Genomic DNA, 17,529 nt, shown 5'->3' on the forward strand with positions numbered 1-17,529 from the left:
AATCCTCCTTGGGGAACTAAGCTGACAAAAGTCAGCTATTTTTTTTAAGGCACAAGCCTTTCGGCCGCTTCGAATATCGGTTTAGTTCGCCGCCCTCTCAAGGCGGAGAGACGGGTTCGACTCCCGTAGTGGCTATGGAAGAAATCTCGGCTCAGGTCGAGATTTTTTTATTTAACGGTGAATGCCGCACCGCTATGGAGCAATGCCGCAGGCAGTCGGAAGCGTAGCGGACGACCGGGCGTGAGTGAGCCAGAGAACAGCGGCGGCGAGTTGATTTTGCTTATGAATAATAAATCTGCTTTTTTGAATGGTCTTGCGGCTGGCATTCCAATCGGTCTTGGCTATTTTGCGGTTTCCTTTTCTTTGGGCATTGTGGCCAGAAAGGCGGGGCTGAATCCCGTACAGGGCTTTGTGGCCAGCTGGTTTAACCTAGCTTCGGCGGGGGAGTATGCGCTTTTTACGGCCATTGAGCAGCTGGTCACTTATTTTGAGGTCGCGCTGATTACTTTTGTGGTAAATGCCCGCTATCTTTTGATGAGCTGTGCTTTGAGCCAGCGGATTTCCCCTGAAACGCCTTTTTTCCACCGTTTTTTTGTCGCTTTCGGAATCACGGACGAAATTTTCGGCGTGTCCATTGCTCAAACTGGCGCGCTGAATCCTTTCTATAATTACGGTGCTATGGCTGTGGCGGTTCCCTTGTGGAGCATAGGCACTTCCTTGGGGATTATCGCGGGAAACATGCTTCCTGTCATGGTGGTGAACGCTCTTTCGGTGGCCCTTTACGGCATGTTCATCGCCATTATCATTCCCCCTGCCAAAAAGAACATGACAATTGCCGCCGCCGTGGCAGTGAGTTTCGCCTTGAGCTGGGGATTTTCGATTCTGCCCTTCGTGAGGGAGCTTTCCAGCGGTAACAGGACGATAATCCTGACGGTGGCCATTTCGGCTGTGCTGGCCTATTTGAAGCCGGTTGAGGAAGAAGAAAAATGACAGGAAATATTTACATATACATTTTTACGGCCTGGTTTGTCTCTTATTTGATTCGTGTGCTGCCGCTTACTTTGATTCGGAAGCCTATTGAGAATCGCTTTATCCGCTCTTTTTTGTATTATGTTCCTTATGTTACTCTCTCGGTGATGACTTTTCCTGCCATTATTCAGGCGACCGGCTCGGAGATTGCGGGGCTGGCGGCTCTTGTGGTGGGAGTCCTGCTCGCTTTCTTTGGGGCGGGGCTTTTCCCTGTAGCCATTGCATGCTGCCTTGTGGCCTTTGTTGCCGAATGGCTGGGAAATTTGATATAATTATCTCGTGGAAAGGTCAGAAAAAAATTACTCATTCAAGAATATACATCGCGTTGATGGCGAAAAAATCGTCATTCAAGGGGCACGGGAGCACAATCTCAAAAACATCTCCGTGGAGATTCCCCGCAACAAGCTGGTCGTTATTTCAGGTCTTTCAGGAAGCGGCAAGTCTTCCCTTGCTTTTGACACGCTTTTTGCCGAGGGCCAGCGCCGTTACATGGAAAGCCTTTCTTCCTACGCCCGGCAGTTTTTGGGCAGCATGGATAAGCCTGATGTGGATTTAATCGAGGGGCTTTCTCCTGCAATTTCCATCGAACAGAAAACCACTCACAATAATCCCCGGTCAACCGTGGGCACGGTCACTGAAATCTACGATTATTACCGTCTTCTTTTCGCCAGAATTGGCCACGCCCACTGTCCTAACTGCGGACGAGAAATCAAAGAACAGAGCGAAGACCAGATTATCGACACCATTATGTCCTGGGGAGAGGGAAGTCGCATAACCCTTTTGGCTCCTGTCATCCGGGGGAAAAAGGGTGAGCATCAGAAAATCATCGAGGATGCCCAGAAGTCGGGTTTTGTCCGTGCCAGAATCGACGGCCTTATGGTGGAGCTGGACGATTCAATCAAACTTGACAAGCAGAAAAAGCACACAATCGAAATCGTCGTTGACCGAATCGCAATCAAGGAAGATTCTCGCAAGCGTCTTGCAGAAAGCGTTGAGGCGGCCTTGCAAAGCTCAAACGGAGTAATAGTGGTTTTGCGGCGGGTGGAGGACGATAGCGAGAAGGGCTGGCACGAAGAAGAAGTCTTTTTCAGCCAGAAAAATGCCTGCCCTGATTGCGGAATTTCTATCCCTGAATTGCAGCCACGGCTTTTCTCATTCAACAATCCCTTTGGTGCCTGCCCGGAATGTACGGGAATCGGCGAAAAAATGGAATGGGACGCAAAAAAAATCCTTCCGGACGAGTCTCTTTCCTTTAACGAGGGTGCTTTTCCTTTCTACAATCCCGACAGCGAGTGGAACCGCTCTCTTTTCGGAGCTGTTGCCGAGACCGGCGGATTTTCCCTTGACACTCCAATTAAGGATTTGAGCGAAGAGCAGAAAAATTTCCTCTGGCAGGGCGACGACTCAAAAATCATGCACTGGATTTACCAGAAGCAGAGCGGCGAGGGCTATTCTGAGTACAAGCGGCCTTGGATCGGCGTTTGGGCTGACATGAAGCGTCGTCACAACGAGGCCTGGGGTGAAGCCCAGCGGGTCCGCATGGAAGAGCGTTTTATGTCGGTGTCTGAGTGTACCTGTTGCCACGGAAAGCGCCTTCGAAAAGAGGCACTGGGCGTCACTCTCGGCGGAAAAAATGGCAAGAACATCATCGACTTGTGCGGCTTGAGCGTAATCGAAAGCCTTGATTTTATCGAAAAACTGGAGCTGACCGAAACCGAAAAACTTATCGCTTCCCAAATTCTAAAAGAGATAAAGGCCCGCCTCTCTTTCCTGAAAAATGTGGGCTTGGATTACCTTACTTTGGAGCGGTCTGCCGGCACTTTATCAGGCGGTGAGGCTCAGCGAATCAGACTTGCCACCCAGATTGGAAGCGGATTGACCGGCGTAATGTACATCCTTGACGAGCCTTCAATAGGACTTCACCAGCGGGACAATGAGCGGCTTATCGAAACCCTCACTTATCTCAGGGATTTAAAAAATACGGTCATCGTTGTGGAGCATGACGAGCAGACTTTGCGGACTGCGGACTGGCTCGTTGACATAGGACCTGGAGCCGGCGTTCACGGCGGAAATGTCATCGCTTCGGGAACTCCTTCTCAGGTCATGGAAGTGAGCGAAAGCATTACCGGCCAGTATCTTAAAGGCACTCTTTATATGGCTCTCCCAAAGGAAAGGCGGAAGGGTAACGGTAATTTCATTTCAATCAAGGGCGTGCGGGAGCATAATCTTAAAAATATCAGCGTGGACATTCCTTTGGGAACTTTCACCTGCATCACGGGCGTTTCTGGAAGCGGAAAATCCACCCTTTTAAGCGATGTTTTTTATCCTGTGGTGTCAAATACCCTTATGCGAACCGATTACAAGGCAGGTGAGCACGACTCAATCACTGGAATCGAACACATCGACAAGGTAATCAACATCGACCAGAGCCCAATCGGCCGCACACCTAGAAGTAACCCGGTCACCTATGTGGGTGTTTTTGACAGTATAAGGGAACTTTTTGCTTCCCTTCCTGACTCAAAGGCCCGCGGCTACAAATCGGGGCGTTTCAGCTTCAATGTGAAGGGCGGCCGCTGCGAAAACTGTCAGGGAGCGGGAACGATTACCATCGAAATGAACTTCCTGCCTGATGTTTTCATTCAGTGCGATGTCTGTCACGGCCACCGTTTCAATCAGGAGACTCTGGATGTGCGCTACAAGGGAAAGAATATTTCCGATGTCCTCAATATGACAATCGAAGAGGCGGCGGATTTCTTCAATTCCATTCCGCATATTTCCCGTAAGCTTGAGACCCTAAAGAGCGTGGGCTTGGGCTACATCCAGCTCGGCCAGTCTGCCCTCACTTTGAGTGGCGGCGAGGCTCAGCGGGTAAAGCTTGCCACGGAACTTGCCCGGCCTTCCACGGGAAAAACGCTTTATATTTTGGACGAGCCGACAACGGGTCTTCACTTTGCGGATGTAAAAGTCCTCATGGAAGTGATTCAGCGGCTTGTTGATAAAGGCAACTCCGTCGTGATGATTGAGCATAACCTTGATGTAATCGCTCAGGCCGACTACATAATCGACCTGGGACCAGACGGTGGAAACAAGGGCGGTCAAATCGTAGACACCGGCACCCCTGAGGAAGTGGCCTCCCGCTGGCAGACGACAGGAAGCTATACAGGAAAGTTCATCGAACAGACCCTGGCACACGCTCACAGGTAATGAATAAAAGTTTTTTTGTGCTTGTTTTTTTGATTTTCTCTCTTTTTTCTCTTCCGCTTTTTGGCGTGGAGAGGGAAAAATCCGTGATTTCTATCGATCAGGCGCAGAAAGTTGAGAATACAAAAGACGCCATTTCGGGCGAAGACTGCATCGTTCTCACAGGAAATGTCAAAATCTCCGTCAGCAGGGGAAGCTCCAAAACTACAATTAACGCCGAGCGAATCAATTACAACCGTGCCACAGAAATGCTTTACGCAGAGGGCAGCGTTTCCCTCACCCAAAGCGGCGGTAGTTCCGGCGGCGAGACAATCACGGCCTCAAGTCTTCTTTTTAACACGGCCACCCTTGAAGGCGTTTTCGACAATGGACGAGCCGTGCAGACTTCAAGCGATGCAATCAACCTTCCCTCAGGCTCAACTCTTATCGTTGCAAGTGATGTTTTCGGGCGTGACTCTGGCGGCACAATTGCCTTTAAGTCAGGCGAACTAACTTTCTGTGATGACGAAAATCCCCACTGGCGCATCAAGGCTTCACGAATCTGGCTTTTACCCGGCGGTGAATTCGCTTTCTTGAATGCAAGGCTTTTTGTCGGTCATGTGCCCCTGCTTTATCTTCCTGCCTTTTACTATCCTAAGGACGAATTGATTTTTAATCCTGCTTTTGGTTACAGACATCGTGAAGGATATTATATCAACACAACAACATATCTCTACGGGAGAAAAAAATCTGATGCGCTTAGTTCTGCTGATATCAATACCAAATTAAATTCCAGTAGCTCAAGTTCTAGCTCAAGTGACGATAAAATCAATTTTTTCAGTCTTATGAATACGAACTCAATGAAAGAGCAGAAGAGAGAAGGGCTTGTTCTTCATAATCTTGATGAGGATTTCAAGGGGGATACCTCCAAATATTTTAAGGTCATGGCTGATTATTATGCGAATATGGGTGCGATGGTCGGATTTGACGGTGTTTTTGCGCCTAACTCTGTCCTCACGAGCCTTAATACAAACCTGGAACTTGGATTTTCGAACACTATTTTCAGGAATGATTCGCTTTACCTTGCAAAAAATGCTTCTGGCGAAGTCATAAGCGATAAGTCGAATTTCATGGGAATCGAAGTTCCTTTCCGTTATCAGGCGAATCTCAAATTCACGATTGCAAAGCCTTTTTCGCTCACTTTTTCAATGCCGATTTATTCTGACCCTTATTTTACCTACGATTTTAACACTCGTGCCGAAACGATGGACTGGATTGATTTCGCTATGAACGGAGTGGATGCATCTTCTGCCACTGATGAGGTGACTGTCAGCGAGACATCTTCTTTTACATGGAGTCTCAACGGTTCTTATTCTCTCAAAATCCCGGATCTGATAAACCCTTATATTACAACACTCTCCCTTTCATCATTCAGCTCGTCAATCGTATTTTCATCTATCGCATTATATAATGGACTTTCAGAAAATGAAAAAAAAGCGGAACTTTCAAAAGATTCGAGGTATCAGTCTGATTCAAATTGGATAACTTACACTCCAGAACGAAAATTCTATTATCCGTCTCAGGTGACGCCGTTCAAGTTTAGCGGAAAAATCGCCGGAACGCTGATTCAGTTGCCTTTTAAGAGCAATCCTACTGATAAAAACGAGAAAGATGGGCTAAAACTCGTGGCGCCTAAAGAAATTTCGTCTGAAGAAAATTCTGCTTCTGAAACAATAGATGCGACTGTTGAAGAGGAGTCTTCTTCGCCCTTGCCAGAAGATAAGAATTCTCCGGTGCTTGCTGATTCTTATCTTCCTTTGCTGACTACGCCGAACTTTTCCGTCACGGATATCAGCTTACTTTCCTATTCATTGGGCTATTCTGTTTCTCCAGATTTTACATCACAATTTTCTTATTCTCCAGAAATACTCGGTACGCCGGAAGATTTTAATTGGAATGACATGCAATCAAGCTATGTACAGATTAAATCCCCGACCGTTCTTACGAGCAAAATCGCCTTCAAAGATAGTTTTCTTTCTTTAACGGATACTTTTACTTTTGAGCCGCTTTATCAGAATCACCCATACCTGAAAATAACCGATACTTCTTCTCAGGGAGGCTACACGGAAAGTTCCGCAAAATCCGTCAAAAAAACTGATTATTCTGCACGGAAAATGGATTTAACGGATGTAAATGCACTTTCATTAAGGCCATTTTATTATACAGAGCATTTTTCAGAAACCTCGCTTACATGGAACACGACAATTAAAATGGTCAGGATGAAATACACTGGTGCTGACGCAAATTCATCCGATCCTCAGGCAGAATGGGAATACCTTACGACTGATTTGACTGACGAGGATTGTGTCACTGTTCATAACTTAAATCTTGTTCTTGGTGCAAATGAATTCAATAAAAAAGTTTATCAAACTCTTTCTCTTACAACGACACTTCCTCCTCAGGTTGATGAGTATAAAGGAGCACTTACCCTCGGATTTCCTTATATTGTCCTTTCAGCGGGAGCGGGCGTAAAACAGAAAAGCTCTACCGATGAGACATGGATAAAGGAAAATTTCACGCAGTCCCTCAGTATAAATATGCTGGCAAGCAAACTCAAATTTACTCAATCCTATGTTTACGACTGGGAAAATGAAGAACATGATTCATTGAAATTTGCCTTGTCTGGCTATGGTTTGCAGGCTGCTTATACGGCTTCTTATGTGGCAGGCTATGATTTTGAATCGAAAAAAGGTTGGAAAATCAAGTCTGACAAAGAATTTCAACCTTACCAGTTTAGCCTTGCCTATGTAAGCGGAAACAAGACTTTTAAGCATTGGGCTGACAGGATTTCAGCCGCCCCTTCTATTTCCACAAGTATCGTCTATGATTTTCTTCGCCCGACAAGCAGTTACTTTAAAATTATTCCAGCTCTTACATTCAAAATAAATAATTTCCTTAATATCACATTCAGCATGGAGTCAAAAAACAGCGTCATTTACAGATATTTCTGCTCTGACTCAGAATATGTTGACAAATATAGCGGCAAGGGCGAGAGAAATGTTATACAGGATTTGATGGATTCCTTCCGTTTTGATGACGAATCGCTTAGAAAATCCAGCGCATTCAAGCTTCAGACTCTGAAAGTTGAGGTCACCCATGAGCTAGACGATTGGGACTTGAACTGCTCTTTCAGTGTAAAACCTCGGCTTATGACAACTTCCACAAAAGGCTATTCTGGTGACGGAGAGCATTCTTACTATGATTTCAGCCCCTATTTTTCAATCAGCGTTGTGTGGCGACCTCTTTCCAGCATGAAGACTCAGATTGTCGATGAATATGGAGAATGGCAACTTAATCCGAAATAATTTCCGTTTTTTTTGTACGGAAAAATCTAAATATTTCTCAATTTTGTCCTAAAACATGCCGATTTTTAGATTGTGCGTTATATATGTTCTGGAAAAAGTAAAAAATTTTTTGATATATTATACGGTCGTATCGGTGAGGAAGGGGATTCGATACGCTACTGTGAAAATTCTCTGATTCTTCTTCGGGAACTTGTTTTGGACGAGTGCTCCGCGGATATGATTTTTCTAGAATATGAAGAGAACAAGGGATTTTCTGATTTGATTTTTAATTTGCTGGATTCAAAAAATTTGAAAATCCCGCTGATATTGCTTTGTGATTATGCGAAAAGTGAAAAAGAAAGAGTCAATTTTTGGCTTTCTGAGAATGAGTTCAAATATGACAGTCCATTCTTACATCCCCTGATTCCGATTTTCAGAAAGATAAGTGCCGCAATGGAATGTGATGACTTGAAGTATTTTTATTCAAATAATGATGAGAAAGGCAGCCTGCTTGAGAAAATTCGCCAGACTAACAAACTTCCCCCTGTCGCCTACAATCTTCTTAGTTTTTTATATAAAAATAACGATAGGGACATATCAATCAGAGAAATTGAAAAGAAACTGCATATTTCTGCGGAGTCAGAAAAAATCCGAAAGAATGTCGCTTATGCATATCTTTCAAAGTTAAGAAAATGTTTTGAGGAAATCCCGCGTTGCACTATGGAACTTGTGCGAACGCGGAAAGGTTTTTACAGATTGTTTTTGCGCTGATTACTGAATCCGCGCCTTGATGAATTCCATCTTGAGCTCTTTCATTGCCTCGGTGAGGGAGACTTTGTAGATGTGGGGGTTCAGGATGCGCTTGTATGAGCCGTCGAAGCTTTCAAGCTGCTTCTGCATTGTTTCCCTTGCCTTGCGCAAAACCTCTGCCTCGCTGATTTTTTCGCCGACGCGCTTTCCGCCTGAGACCACTTTTTTGAGAAGGGGCTCAACCTTTGCCGCCGTGAAAGTGAACTGGCGGTAATCCACCATGGGGTGATAGTAGCGGTATTCCTTGCCGCTTTCGATTTTTTCGTTTTCCAGTGCGATGATGTCTGCCTTTGCGTTGCCATCTGCGTCATAGAGCCGGTAAACATTCTTGATTCCAGGATTTGTGTTCTTTTCGGGATTATCGCTGAATTTCATGGCGGCTTTCATTTCGCCAGTGGCCTCGTCGTGGCGGGCTCCCAGTTTGTAAACGCCGGTGAAGCTGGCCTCGTTTCCGCCTGTTACCATGTGGGTGCCGACGCCCCATGAGTTAATCGGGGTGTCCTGCTGAACCAGCGTTTCGATGATTTCTTCGGTAAGCTCGTTCGATACGCAGATTTTTGCCTGCGGGAAGCCTGCCTTGTCCAGTTCCTTTCGGACTTCCCTCGTGAGATAAGAGATGTCCCCAGAATCCAAGCGGACGCCGAAGTTGTATCCCTTTTCCACAAGCTCACGGCCCGCGATGATTGCGTTTTTTATGCCTGAGCGGAGAGTATCGTAAGTGTCAATCAGGAAGACTGCGTTTGTGGGGTAAATTTTCGCATAGGCACGGAAAGCCTCCAGTTCTGATGGAAAAGCCATAATCCAGGAGTGAGCCATAGTTCCCATGACCGGGATTCCGTAGATTTTTCCTGCCAGAGTGTTGCTTGTTCCAGCCGCGCCTCCGATAAAGGCCGCCCTTGTTGCGCTCATGCCGCCGTCTGGCCCTTGGGCGCGGCGAAGTCCGAATTCCATGATTCCGCCTTTTTTGCTTGCCAGCCAGACTCTGGCCGTTTTTGTGGCGATAAGGCTCTGAAAGTTGATGATGTTGAGAATGAGCCCCTCTACAATCTGGGCTTCGATTAAATTCGCGTGGATTCTGACAATCGGCTCCTGTGGGAAGATGATTGAACCTTCCTCAAAAGCGTACATGTCGCCGGTAAAGCGGAAATCCTTGAGGAATTCTAGAAATCCTTCCTCAAAAATGTTCTGGCTTCGAAGGTAGGCGATGTCGTCCTCGCCGAAAGTGAAGTCCGTGATTGCGTCGATAAGGTTCTCAAGACCTGCGAATACGGAAAATCCGCCGTTGAAAGGCTGTCTGCGGAAGAACATGTCGAAGACGACCTGATGGTTCATCTTGTTTTTCCAGTAGCCCTGAGCCATTGTAAGCTCGTAGAAGTCGGTGAAAAGGGCGTTGTTTGTGATAACGCTTTTTTGTGGTTCTGCCATAAATTTACCTCTTTAAAATTGAAAGATGTTGTTCTCCAGCGTTTACCGACTTCATAAGCGATAAAAACCGACATCTTTAAGCATTTTAGTGAATTTTTATGGAAGGGGGAAGTCTCCCAGGGCAAGGACATTATATTGTATTTGTATTAAAAATGGCGCGAAGGAGTAAAACGACTTACGGGAAGGTTCGCTTTTGTGCTGCCGCGAAAGCGGCAAATGTATATAATTACAAGCACAAAACGCATGTAGCAGGCGAGCCTGCGGTCCCGATAAGTCGTTTTTACGACTGGGAGCCATTTTTTAGGCAGAAAAAGTTATAATGCCCTTGCCATGTTAGTGAACAGCCCTTTCACCGCCACTCGCTAGGCCGTTTGTTGTACTTGAAAGTGAATCTTGCTCCAAGGTATCTTCCTACGAAGCGGCTCATAAAAGCGGTGAATTTCCACTTTGCCGACCATAATATGATTTTCTTGCCCCGCCTTGCTTTTTTAAGGCAGTGGGCGACTACGGCGACCGGGTCTTTTCCGTGGAGAACTTCTTTTCTTGCTCCGTTTGAGGCCACATTCGCAAAGTCAGTGCTCACGCTTCCGGGGCAGAGGGCGCTCACTCGGATTTTTTTGTCTTTCAGCTCAGCCGAAAGTGCCACCGAGAATGACAGGGCGTATGCTTTTGTGGCCGCATAGACCGCGAAATTCCCTAAAGGCAGAAAGGCCGCAAGGGATGCCACATTGATAATCGAAGAGCCTTCGCGCAAAAAGGGCAGAACCGCACCGCAAAGGCCTGTGAGAGCCGTGCAGTTTAAATCAATCATCTCAAGTTCCTTTTCCAGTGGAGTGCTGGCGAATTCTCCGTAAGTGCCGAATCCCGCATTGTTCACCAGCATGTCGATTTCATAAGGGCCGGAAATCTTCTCTGTGGCAAGAAAGGTCTTGAAAAGTGCGACTCCTTCCTTTCCCGCAAGATTCATGGGAACAATTTTGACATTAGGAAAATCCCCTTTAATTTCATCTTTGACCGACTCAAGTTTTTCTTTATTTCGGGCAAAAAGCCAAATCTCGCTGCTTTCTGTTTTTTCGTCCCTTGCAATCTGCCGTGCAAATTCCGCGCCCATGCCGGAACTTGCGCCCGTAATAATCGTAATCTTTCGCATGAGAAGATTATAGCACAAAAAGATGAATTAGAGACACGAATTAAAAAAAAATGTAGAATCAAAGCCATGAAAAATCATCCGCGTTCATCTGCGTTCATCAGCGTCATGCGACATCCTGTCGCGACAAGTTTTTTTTGCAAAAAACTTGCGGTTTTTCCGTCTTTTTCCCACATCCGTGTGGGCTTTTTACTTCTAATTGTATTTTCTTTGCTTTCCTGCAGCAAAAAGCTCTCGCCGGAAGAAATTGAAGCTCAGCGTCTTTTGGAACTTGCCCGGCTGGAGGAGGCAATTCAGAATGCGAAAAATGCCGCCATTTCAGAATATGTCTCTTCTCTTTCCGACGAAGTAAAAATCTCCCAGCTTTTTCTCGTGAACATCGAGGGGAATCAGAAATATTCTGCCGTCGAAAAAACTGGCTCTCTATACGGAAAGGCAGGCGAGGGAAATCCACTTGTGCCCGGCGGTGTGCTTCTTTTTTCTTATAATATCTCGAAAGATCCCCTTGAAACTTTTGAATACATCAAGTCAATTCGTGATTTTTATCTTGAGAACGAGAATCTGCCCCCTTATGTCGCAGTCGATCAGGAGGGCGGGGATGTGAACCGGCTTCGCGGGCTTACCAGCGTGCTCTGGGCGCAGAAAAAAGTCGCCGATTCCTTTTCCCTTGAAGGCGCGTCTGCCCTGTATTCGGCTCAGGCCCGCCAGATGAAAAATCTCGGTTTTCACATGAATCTTGCCCCTGTGATTGAGGTTTTGACCGAAAAAAATCAGGATTTTCTGGATACCCGTTCTTTCGGAAATCTTGAGGCTGTCCTTTCTTACGGAGAAGTTGCCATCAACTCTTACGAAGAGAATGAAATCGCCGTGGTCTTAAAGCATTTCCCCGGAAATTCCAACGCGGATCCTCATATCGGTCTTCCCAAAATTGAATATAGTACAGGGGAGTGGGATTCATATTTAAAGCCATTTGAAGTCCTCCTTCCTAAATCAACGGCCATGCTTATGAGCCACGCTATTGTTCTTCCAGAAGAAAGTCCTGCTCAAGGCGAAAATTTTCGGGAAAATCTTAAACGCCCTGCCTGTTTTTCTTCCTATTGGATTCAGGAGGTCGCAAAAAAGCAGTTCGGATTTACGGGGCTGGTATTTTCAGATGATATTTTCATGGGTGCGCTGGCAAAGAACGGCTATCCGCCGGAAAAAGCCGCCCTTGAGTCAATCAAAGCCGGCGTGGATGTAATCATGCTCTCAGAAAAGCGTTTCGGAGGCGTGGCAGGTATCCTTCTTTCAAAGGCAAAAGAAGACCCGGACTTCGCTAAAGAAATAAACCGCGCCGCCGAGAATGTAATCCGCTACAAAATTAAGGCTGGAATCCTTGAGCTGATTGAAATGGACGATGGAGCAGAGGAAAAATCTCAAATGAAAAACTCGCTCCTCCCAACGAGCAACGAAAAAATCCCGGCTTTCACCTTACGCGTGAACCCGAATTACAAGGAATTTGACCTAAAAAAATTCGATGATGATTATAAGGCCGGCATGAAAGCCTTTGAGATGTCAAAATGAAACAAAAAGACCGTAACAAAAAACTTTCCGGCGCGGAAGGATTCGACTCTTATTACTCAAATCTCTTTGGCGTGCGCTGGCTTTCCATAAAAAAAGCTTTCTCTCTTGAGCCAGATTATGCCGAATGGAAGGCTGGCGGAGAAAAATCCTACTTTCTGGATTCAGGCTCTGTGAGGGCGGCTGTCTCTCTTCCCCTTGAAAATGCGACCGATATCCTTGATTTGTGCGCGGCTCCCGGCGGAAAAACCCTGATTCTTGCCTCGAACATGAATGCGGGCGCAAATCTTCTCTCAAACGAACGCTCCCCGGAGCGCAAAAGTCGGCTTTTAAATACAGTGCGCGACTGTCTGCCTGAGTCCGTGCAGGAGCGGGTGCAGGTGATTTGCAAGGACGGTGCGGTCATGTGCAAGGCAAACGAGGCTTCTTTTGACGCGATTCTCCTCGATGCTCCCTGTTCTTCAGAAAGGCATGTACTTGCGGACGAAAAATATCTTTCAGAGTGGTCGCCTTCCCGCATCAAAACGCTTTCAATGGCTCAGTGGGCGCTTTTGTCGTCAGCATGGAGAATGTTGCGGCCTGATGGATTTCTTCTATATTCGACCTGTGCCCTTTCCCCTGAAGAAAATGACAATGTAATCGAGAAACTTCTCAAGAAATTCGATGATGTGCAAGTCTGTCAGCCAGAAATTTCCCTCAACTATAAAGATTTTACTGATTCTGAACTTCCCGACTACGAAAACACGAAATTCGGCGCTCACATTCTGCCAGATAAAGCCAATGGCGCCGGACCTCTTTATTTTTGTCTTTTAAAGAAAAATCACTAGACACAGTCCCGAATATTTTGATATTATCTAAAGACATATTTGCATTAGTGTTTTTTATGAACACAAGGAGGAATGTTGGCAGATTCAAAAGGGTTGCGAATCAATGAACAGATTCGTGTACGAGAGGTCAGACTTGTTGACGAAGAAGGGGGAAGAAATGGAATAATTTCCACGCGAGAAGCCCTCGAACTTGCAAAAGATCGAGATCTTGACCTTGTAGAAGTTTCGCCAAACGCAAATCCGCCGGTTTGTAAAATTCTTAACTATGGCAAGTATCGGTTCGAGCAGGAAAAAAGGCTCCGTGATTCCCGCAAGGCCAATAAAGCCCTTAAGCTTAAGGAAATTCGTATGCAGCCAAAAATCGGCGCAGGCGACCTTGATACTAAGGCAAAACATGTTCAGGAATTCCTTGACGAAGGTGATAAGGTTAAAGTCACAATCCGTTTCCGCGGTCGTGAACTTGCCCATACCGAACTCGGCTACGATGTTCTGAACGAAGTATTGAAAAGGCTTGTCGAAGGTTCATACTCAATCGAAAAGCCTGCCGCAATGGAAGGGCGATTTATGTCTATGACATTAAATGCCAAGGCCAAATAACCTAAAGTCTTAAATCTTTCCTTTGAATAGGAAGTACTTTAGTTACAAAAAGAGGTGGCTCAAATGCCAAAAATGAAGACAAAGAAAGCCGCAGCTAAGAGATTCACTCTTACTGGTTCAGGCAAAATTAAGTACAAGAAGATGAATCTTCGCCATATTTTGACGAAAAAATCAGCAAAACGAAAGATGCATCTTCGCCACGCAGGTATCCTTTCTGAGGATTCTTCAGCAAAAATCCGCAAGCAGTTGCTTCCGTACGGTTGATTTTAAGGTTATAAGGAGTAAAGAATGTCTAGAGCAGTAGATGGAACAAAACGAAATAACCGCCGTGCAAAGATTCTTAAGCTTGCTAGCGGTTTTACAGGGCGCCGTGGAACAAACTACAAGGCAGCAAAAGACGCAGTAGTAAAGGCTCTCCGCCACGCTTATGTTGACCGCCGCGACCGCAAAGGTGATTTCCGCCAGTTGTGGATTGCCCGTATCAACGCAGCAGTTCGTGAGGAAGGTCTTTCATACTCACGCTTTATCAACGGTCTCAACAAAGCAGGTATCACATTGAACCGCAAGGCTCTCTCAAACCTCGCTATTGAAGATCCTGCAGCTTTCAAAGCAGTCGTTGAGGCTGCAAAAAAAGCTCTTGAAGCGTAATTCTTTTTTACTAAAAAAGGAAAATTTATGATTTCATTCGATCAAGTTCTGTTATTGGAAGAAAAGGTTGAAAGCGCTGTTAAAAAAATTGAACAGCTTAATGCTGAGAATGCTGCTTTGCGTAGTAAATGTGCAGAGCTTTCAAATGCACTCGAGGCAAAATCGGAGCAGTTTTCATCTTTTGAGTCTAATCAGAGCAAGATCGAAGAGGGAATCTTAAAGGCTCTGAGCCGTCTCAATGCCGTGGAGAATGTCGTTCTTCAGGCTTCGGCGACACAGAGCCCTTCTGTTTCAAGTCAGGTGACTCAAATTCAGAGTGCACCTGTTTCAAATTCTGAAGACCAAATACCTGTGCCAGAGCCAGTTTTTTCAGAGTCTCAGGCGGTTGCTTCTGACAGAAAAACTGTTGCTTCTCAAGCGGAAAGTCTCATGTCGGTCGATGAGTCTTCTGTTCAGACTGTAGGGCGGTCTCCTGATTCTCTTACGCCTGATGTTGATTTTGAATTCGGTGAAGAATCTCCGGTAAACGAAAGCTCGCAGGTAAGTCAGTCTGGAGATTCCTCAGAACAATCCGCAGGTTCTTCTCAGCAACCTATGTTTGATATCTTCTAATCTATGGGTTCACTTCAAATTGATGTCTTTGATCCATCTTTCGTCATTCAAGTGAATGAGAGTGATGAGTATCTTCACAAACTTCTCGGTTATTATAAAAAAATTATCGAGCGAATTCAGAATAATGGAGCGTTAAAAAATCCGCTTCAAATCTCTTCTCTTGCAGGAATTATGCTTTGTGATGAATTGTACAAGGAAAAGTCTAAGGCGCAGCTTGCGAAAGGTGAGGGGGCTGATGTTTCTGGAATTTTTGCCGATGAGAATGAACGCAACGAAGCCGAGCGTCTTACCAAAATGATGATAGAGAAGATTGAGAAGGCTTTGCAATAATGTTCAAATTTTCTGTCTGGGTGGACGCCGATTCTTTTCCTGTAAAGGCTCGTTCTTTTGCTGTATCACATGCTTCTTCGAAAATGGTTCCCCTTGTTTTTGTCGCAAATCATGAAATTAAATCTGAAAAAACAGTGCGAATGATTCTCTGTAAAAAAGAAAAAGATGCCGCTGATAATTATATACTCTCCCATTGTGGGAACAATGATATTGTCCTGACTAGAGATATTGTCTTTGCGGCCCGCTTGCTAGAAAAAGAAATTAAGGTGATGAATGATCGAGGCTTTGTTTTTACAAAAGATAATATTGCAGATAAATTAAGGGAAAGGGAGTTTTCCCTTAACATGGCAGAAATCGGGCTTGGTGGCGGAAAAGAAAATTATTACGGCGAAAAAGAGCTTAAGAAATTCTCGACCGTTTTTAGCGAAGAGCTGCAAAAACATATTATCGCGGATGTTTATAATATAAAGAAATAAGAAAGTTTTTGTAATTCTGGCAGGTGTGTGTTTATTTTTCCATGCGCTCGTATGCAGCATTGATAGAAATAATTCGTTCTTTTACTTCAAGGAATGCAAGTACAAGGGCTGGATCAAACTGTTTTCCAGAAAGGCTTTGAATTTCCATAAAAGCGTCATCAATTGACCATGCCTCTTTGTAGACCCTGCTGTGGGAAAGGGCGTCAAATACATCTGCGATTGCGACAATCCGTGCTGAAAGTGGAATATCTTCCCCTTTGAGCGGCTGACATTTTTTTATTGGCTGTCCGATTTCGTATTCCATGTAATTGATGCGCCCGGGGTATCCTTTTTCGCTTCCGTCCCACCATTCATGGTGATGGAGGGCTACATCTCGTGCCATTATGTCAATCTCAGATTCTGGTTCGGTGAAAAGTTGCGCTCCTATGCAGGTATGCCCCATCATAATTGCTCTTTCTTCGTCTGTGAAACGACCTGGACCTGGTTTTTTTAATATAACATCTGAAATACCGACCTTTCCTAAATCGTGGCACTTTGCGGCGATTTTGAGAATATCTCGGAATTTCATTTTTTCTTCTTTCGCAACCTTGTGATTTAGCGCCCATTGGTCATAAATTTCGAGGGAGAAATCCGAGACGCGCTCGACATGTGTTCCTGTTTCTTTCGGGTCTCGGAATTCTGCCATTCGCTGCATTCGCTTAATCATGTTGCTCGTGAGGTAAGTGTGCTCAAGAGCCTGAGTAACGCTTGAAGCGAATTGTTTTATGAATTCGACAGATTCCGTACTGAATGCTATGACCGAGCCGTCTGCATCTTTTGCGTTTATGACTTGAAGAACTCCTAAGGTCTGACCGCTGCTTGTTATGAGCGGAAGAGTGAGCATTGATACCGTTTTGTATCCTGTAGAGATGTCTGTACTGCTGTTGAATTTATATTGTGTGTCACCTTCAATATTGTATGCGTCTGGAATGTTAAGGATTGTTCCCGTGCAAGCGCAATAACCTGCTATAGAAGTTTTTGTGATGGGAACCGTAAAGTATACATAAGGAGATTTTGCGTCAGGACGAGAAGGTTTTTGGCTGTCATTCTGAGCGTACTTGATGCGGAGGAGTTTATTTTTGTAGGCATGCTCTTCGTCTGCATATGCGATGGCTGGCACCGAAGACGGCTGTTTATCTTCGATTACATATATGGAACCTGCGTCTGCGTTTGCGATAGCACGCGCCTCTGTAAGAATTCGTTCCAAAAGGACATCTGTATCGCGTATTTCATTGAGAAGTTTTTCAGTTTCGAAGACTTTTTGTAATTTTATTGCGTTTAGAGGTTTTTTCATTTTATTTCCACATCAATTACATCAATTCTAAAGTATAATTTAATTATTTCAAATAGTCTAGAAAAATTGAATTTTTTTAAGTATATATTTTAAACATATTGTAGAAACGAGAATTTTTATAAAAAAAACAAAAAAAATCATAAAAAAAAGAAAAAAAACAAAACAAAGTGTTGACAGAAAAAAGACGGCGTGATATATTCATTGTCACCCG

General features: G+C 45.0%; 16 protein-coding genes and 1 tRNA gene. 14 read left to right on the plus strand and 3 right to left on the minus strand.

Translation table 11 applies throughout. From position 1 onward, the window contains the following. The first annotated feature begins 62 nt into the window (after positions 1-62). From B2089_RS10175 to B2089_RS10200, 6 genes are all read left to right on the plus strand, one after another. Positions 63-135 (plus strand) — tRNA-Glu (locus tag B2089_RS10175). 105 nt (positions 136-240) lie between these two features. Beyond that, the gene (locus tag B2089_RS10180) at positions 241-990 is read left to right on the plus strand and encodes an AzlC family ABC transporter permease (protein WP_296325213.1); all 750 of its coding nucleotides are present in this window, start codon (positions 241-243) and stop codon (positions 988-990) included. After that, positions 987-1,301, plus strand: a complete 315-nt coding sequence (locus B2089_RS10185; protein ID WP_296325215.1) for an AzlD domain-containing protein — start codon at positions 987-989, stop codon at positions 1,299-1,301. Before B2089_RS10180 ends, B2089_RS10185 begins: the two co-directional genes overlap by 4 nt. 7 nt (positions 1,302-1,308) lie before the next feature. Beyond that, positions 1,309-4,233, plus strand: a complete 2,925-nt coding sequence (gene uvrA, locus B2089_RS10190; protein WP_296325228.1) for an excinuclease ABC subunit UvrA — start codon at positions 1,309-1,311, stop codon at positions 4,231-4,233. Continuing rightward, positions 4,233-7,574, plus strand: a complete 3,342-nt coding sequence (locus B2089_RS10195; RefSeq protein WP_296325231.1) for a hypothetical protein — start codon at positions 4,233-4,235, stop codon at positions 7,572-7,574. Before uvrA ends, B2089_RS10195 begins: the two co-directional genes overlap by 1 nt. Before the next feature lie 216 nt (positions 7,575-7,790). After that, a complete protein-coding gene (locus B2089_RS10200) occupies positions 7,791-8,324 on the plus strand; it encodes a hypothetical protein (protein WP_296325235.1) in 534 nt (177 codons plus the stop codon). Here B2089_RS10200 and B2089_RS10205 read toward each other — a convergent pair whose 3' ends face one another. Together B2089_RS10205 and B2089_RS10210 are read right to left on the minus strand one after the other, a co-directional pair. After that, entirely contained in the window at positions 8,325-9,764 is a 1,440-nt protein-coding gene (locus tag B2089_RS10205) for a nicotinate phosphoribosyltransferase (protein WP_296325282.1), read from the minus strand. A gap of 373 nt (positions 9,765-10,137) precedes the next feature. Beyond that, positions 10,138-10,938: an SDR family NAD(P)-dependent oxidoreductase gene (locus B2089_RS10210; protein WP_296325238.1), complete on the minus strand. Its 801-nt coding sequence runs from the start codon at positions 10,936-10,938 to the stop codon at positions 10,138-10,140. Between the two features lie 66 nt (positions 10,939-11,004). On the opposite strand from B2089_RS10210, the gene B2089_RS10215 reads away from it, so the two are divergent. The 8 genes from B2089_RS10215 (at position 11,005) to B2089_RS10250 (ending at position 15,985) form a co-directional block, all read left to right on the plus strand. After that, on the plus strand, positions 11,005-12,498 hold the full coding sequence (locus B2089_RS10215; RefSeq protein WP_296325241.1) for a glycoside hydrolase family 3 N-terminal domain-containing protein: 1,494 nt from the start codon (positions 11,005-11,007) through the stop codon (positions 12,496-12,498). After that, positions 12,495-13,322, plus strand: a complete 828-nt coding sequence (locus B2089_RS10220; RefSeq protein WP_296325244.1) for an SAM-dependent methyltransferase — start codon at positions 12,495-12,497, stop codon at positions 13,320-13,322. Before B2089_RS10215 ends, B2089_RS10220 begins: the two co-directional genes overlap by 4 nt. Positions 13,323-13,397: 75 nt before the next feature. After that, the gene (infC, locus tag B2089_RS10225) at positions 13,398-13,919 is read left to right on the plus strand and encodes a translation initiation factor IF-3 (protein WP_296325247.1); all 522 of its coding nucleotides are present in this window, start codon (positions 13,398-13,400) and stop codon (positions 13,917-13,919) included. A gap of 63 nt (positions 13,920-13,982) precedes the next feature. Further along, positions 13,983-14,183, plus strand: coding sequence for a 50S ribosomal protein L35 (rpmI, locus tag B2089_RS10230; protein WP_296325251.1), 201 nt, complete (start codon positions 13,983-13,985; stop codon positions 14,181-14,183). A 24-nt stretch (positions 14,184-14,207) separates the two neighbouring features. Further along, entirely contained in the window at positions 14,208-14,567 is a 360-nt protein-coding gene (gene rplT / locus B2089_RS10235) for a 50S ribosomal protein L20 (RefSeq protein WP_296325253.1), read from the plus strand. A gap of 27 nt (positions 14,568-14,594) precedes the next feature. Further along, positions 14,595-15,179 (plus strand): cell division protein ZapB, encoded by a 585-nt coding sequence (locus B2089_RS10240; RefSeq protein ID WP_296325266.1) that lies wholly within the window; start codon positions 14,595-14,597, stop codon positions 15,177-15,179. Positions 15,180-15,182: 3 nt separating this feature from the next. Continuing rightward, the gene (locus B2089_RS10245) at positions 15,183-15,509 is read left to right on the plus strand and encodes a cell division protein ZapA (RefSeq protein ID WP_296325273.1); all 327 of its coding nucleotides are present in this window, start codon (positions 15,183-15,185) and stop codon (positions 15,507-15,509) included. Continuing rightward, entirely contained in the window at positions 15,509-15,985 is a 477-nt protein-coding gene (locus tag B2089_RS10250) for a DUF188 domain-containing protein (protein WP_296325276.1), read from the plus strand. Before B2089_RS10245 ends, B2089_RS10250 begins: the two co-directional genes overlap by 1 nt. A 31-nt stretch (positions 15,986-16,016) precedes the next feature. On the opposite strand, the gene B2089_RS10255 is transcribed toward B2089_RS10250, so the two are convergent. Next, on the minus strand, positions 16,017-17,318 hold the full coding sequence (locus B2089_RS10255) for an HD domain-containing phosphohydrolase (protein ID WP_296325279.1): 1,302 nt from the start codon (positions 17,316-17,318) through the stop codon (positions 16,017-16,019). Between the last annotated feature and the right edge of the window lie 211 nt (positions 17,319-17,529).

Source organism: Treponema sp. UBA3813 (genome assembly GCA_002368605.1).
GTDB lineage: Bacteria > Spirochaetota > Spirochaetia > Treponematales > Treponemataceae > Treponema_D.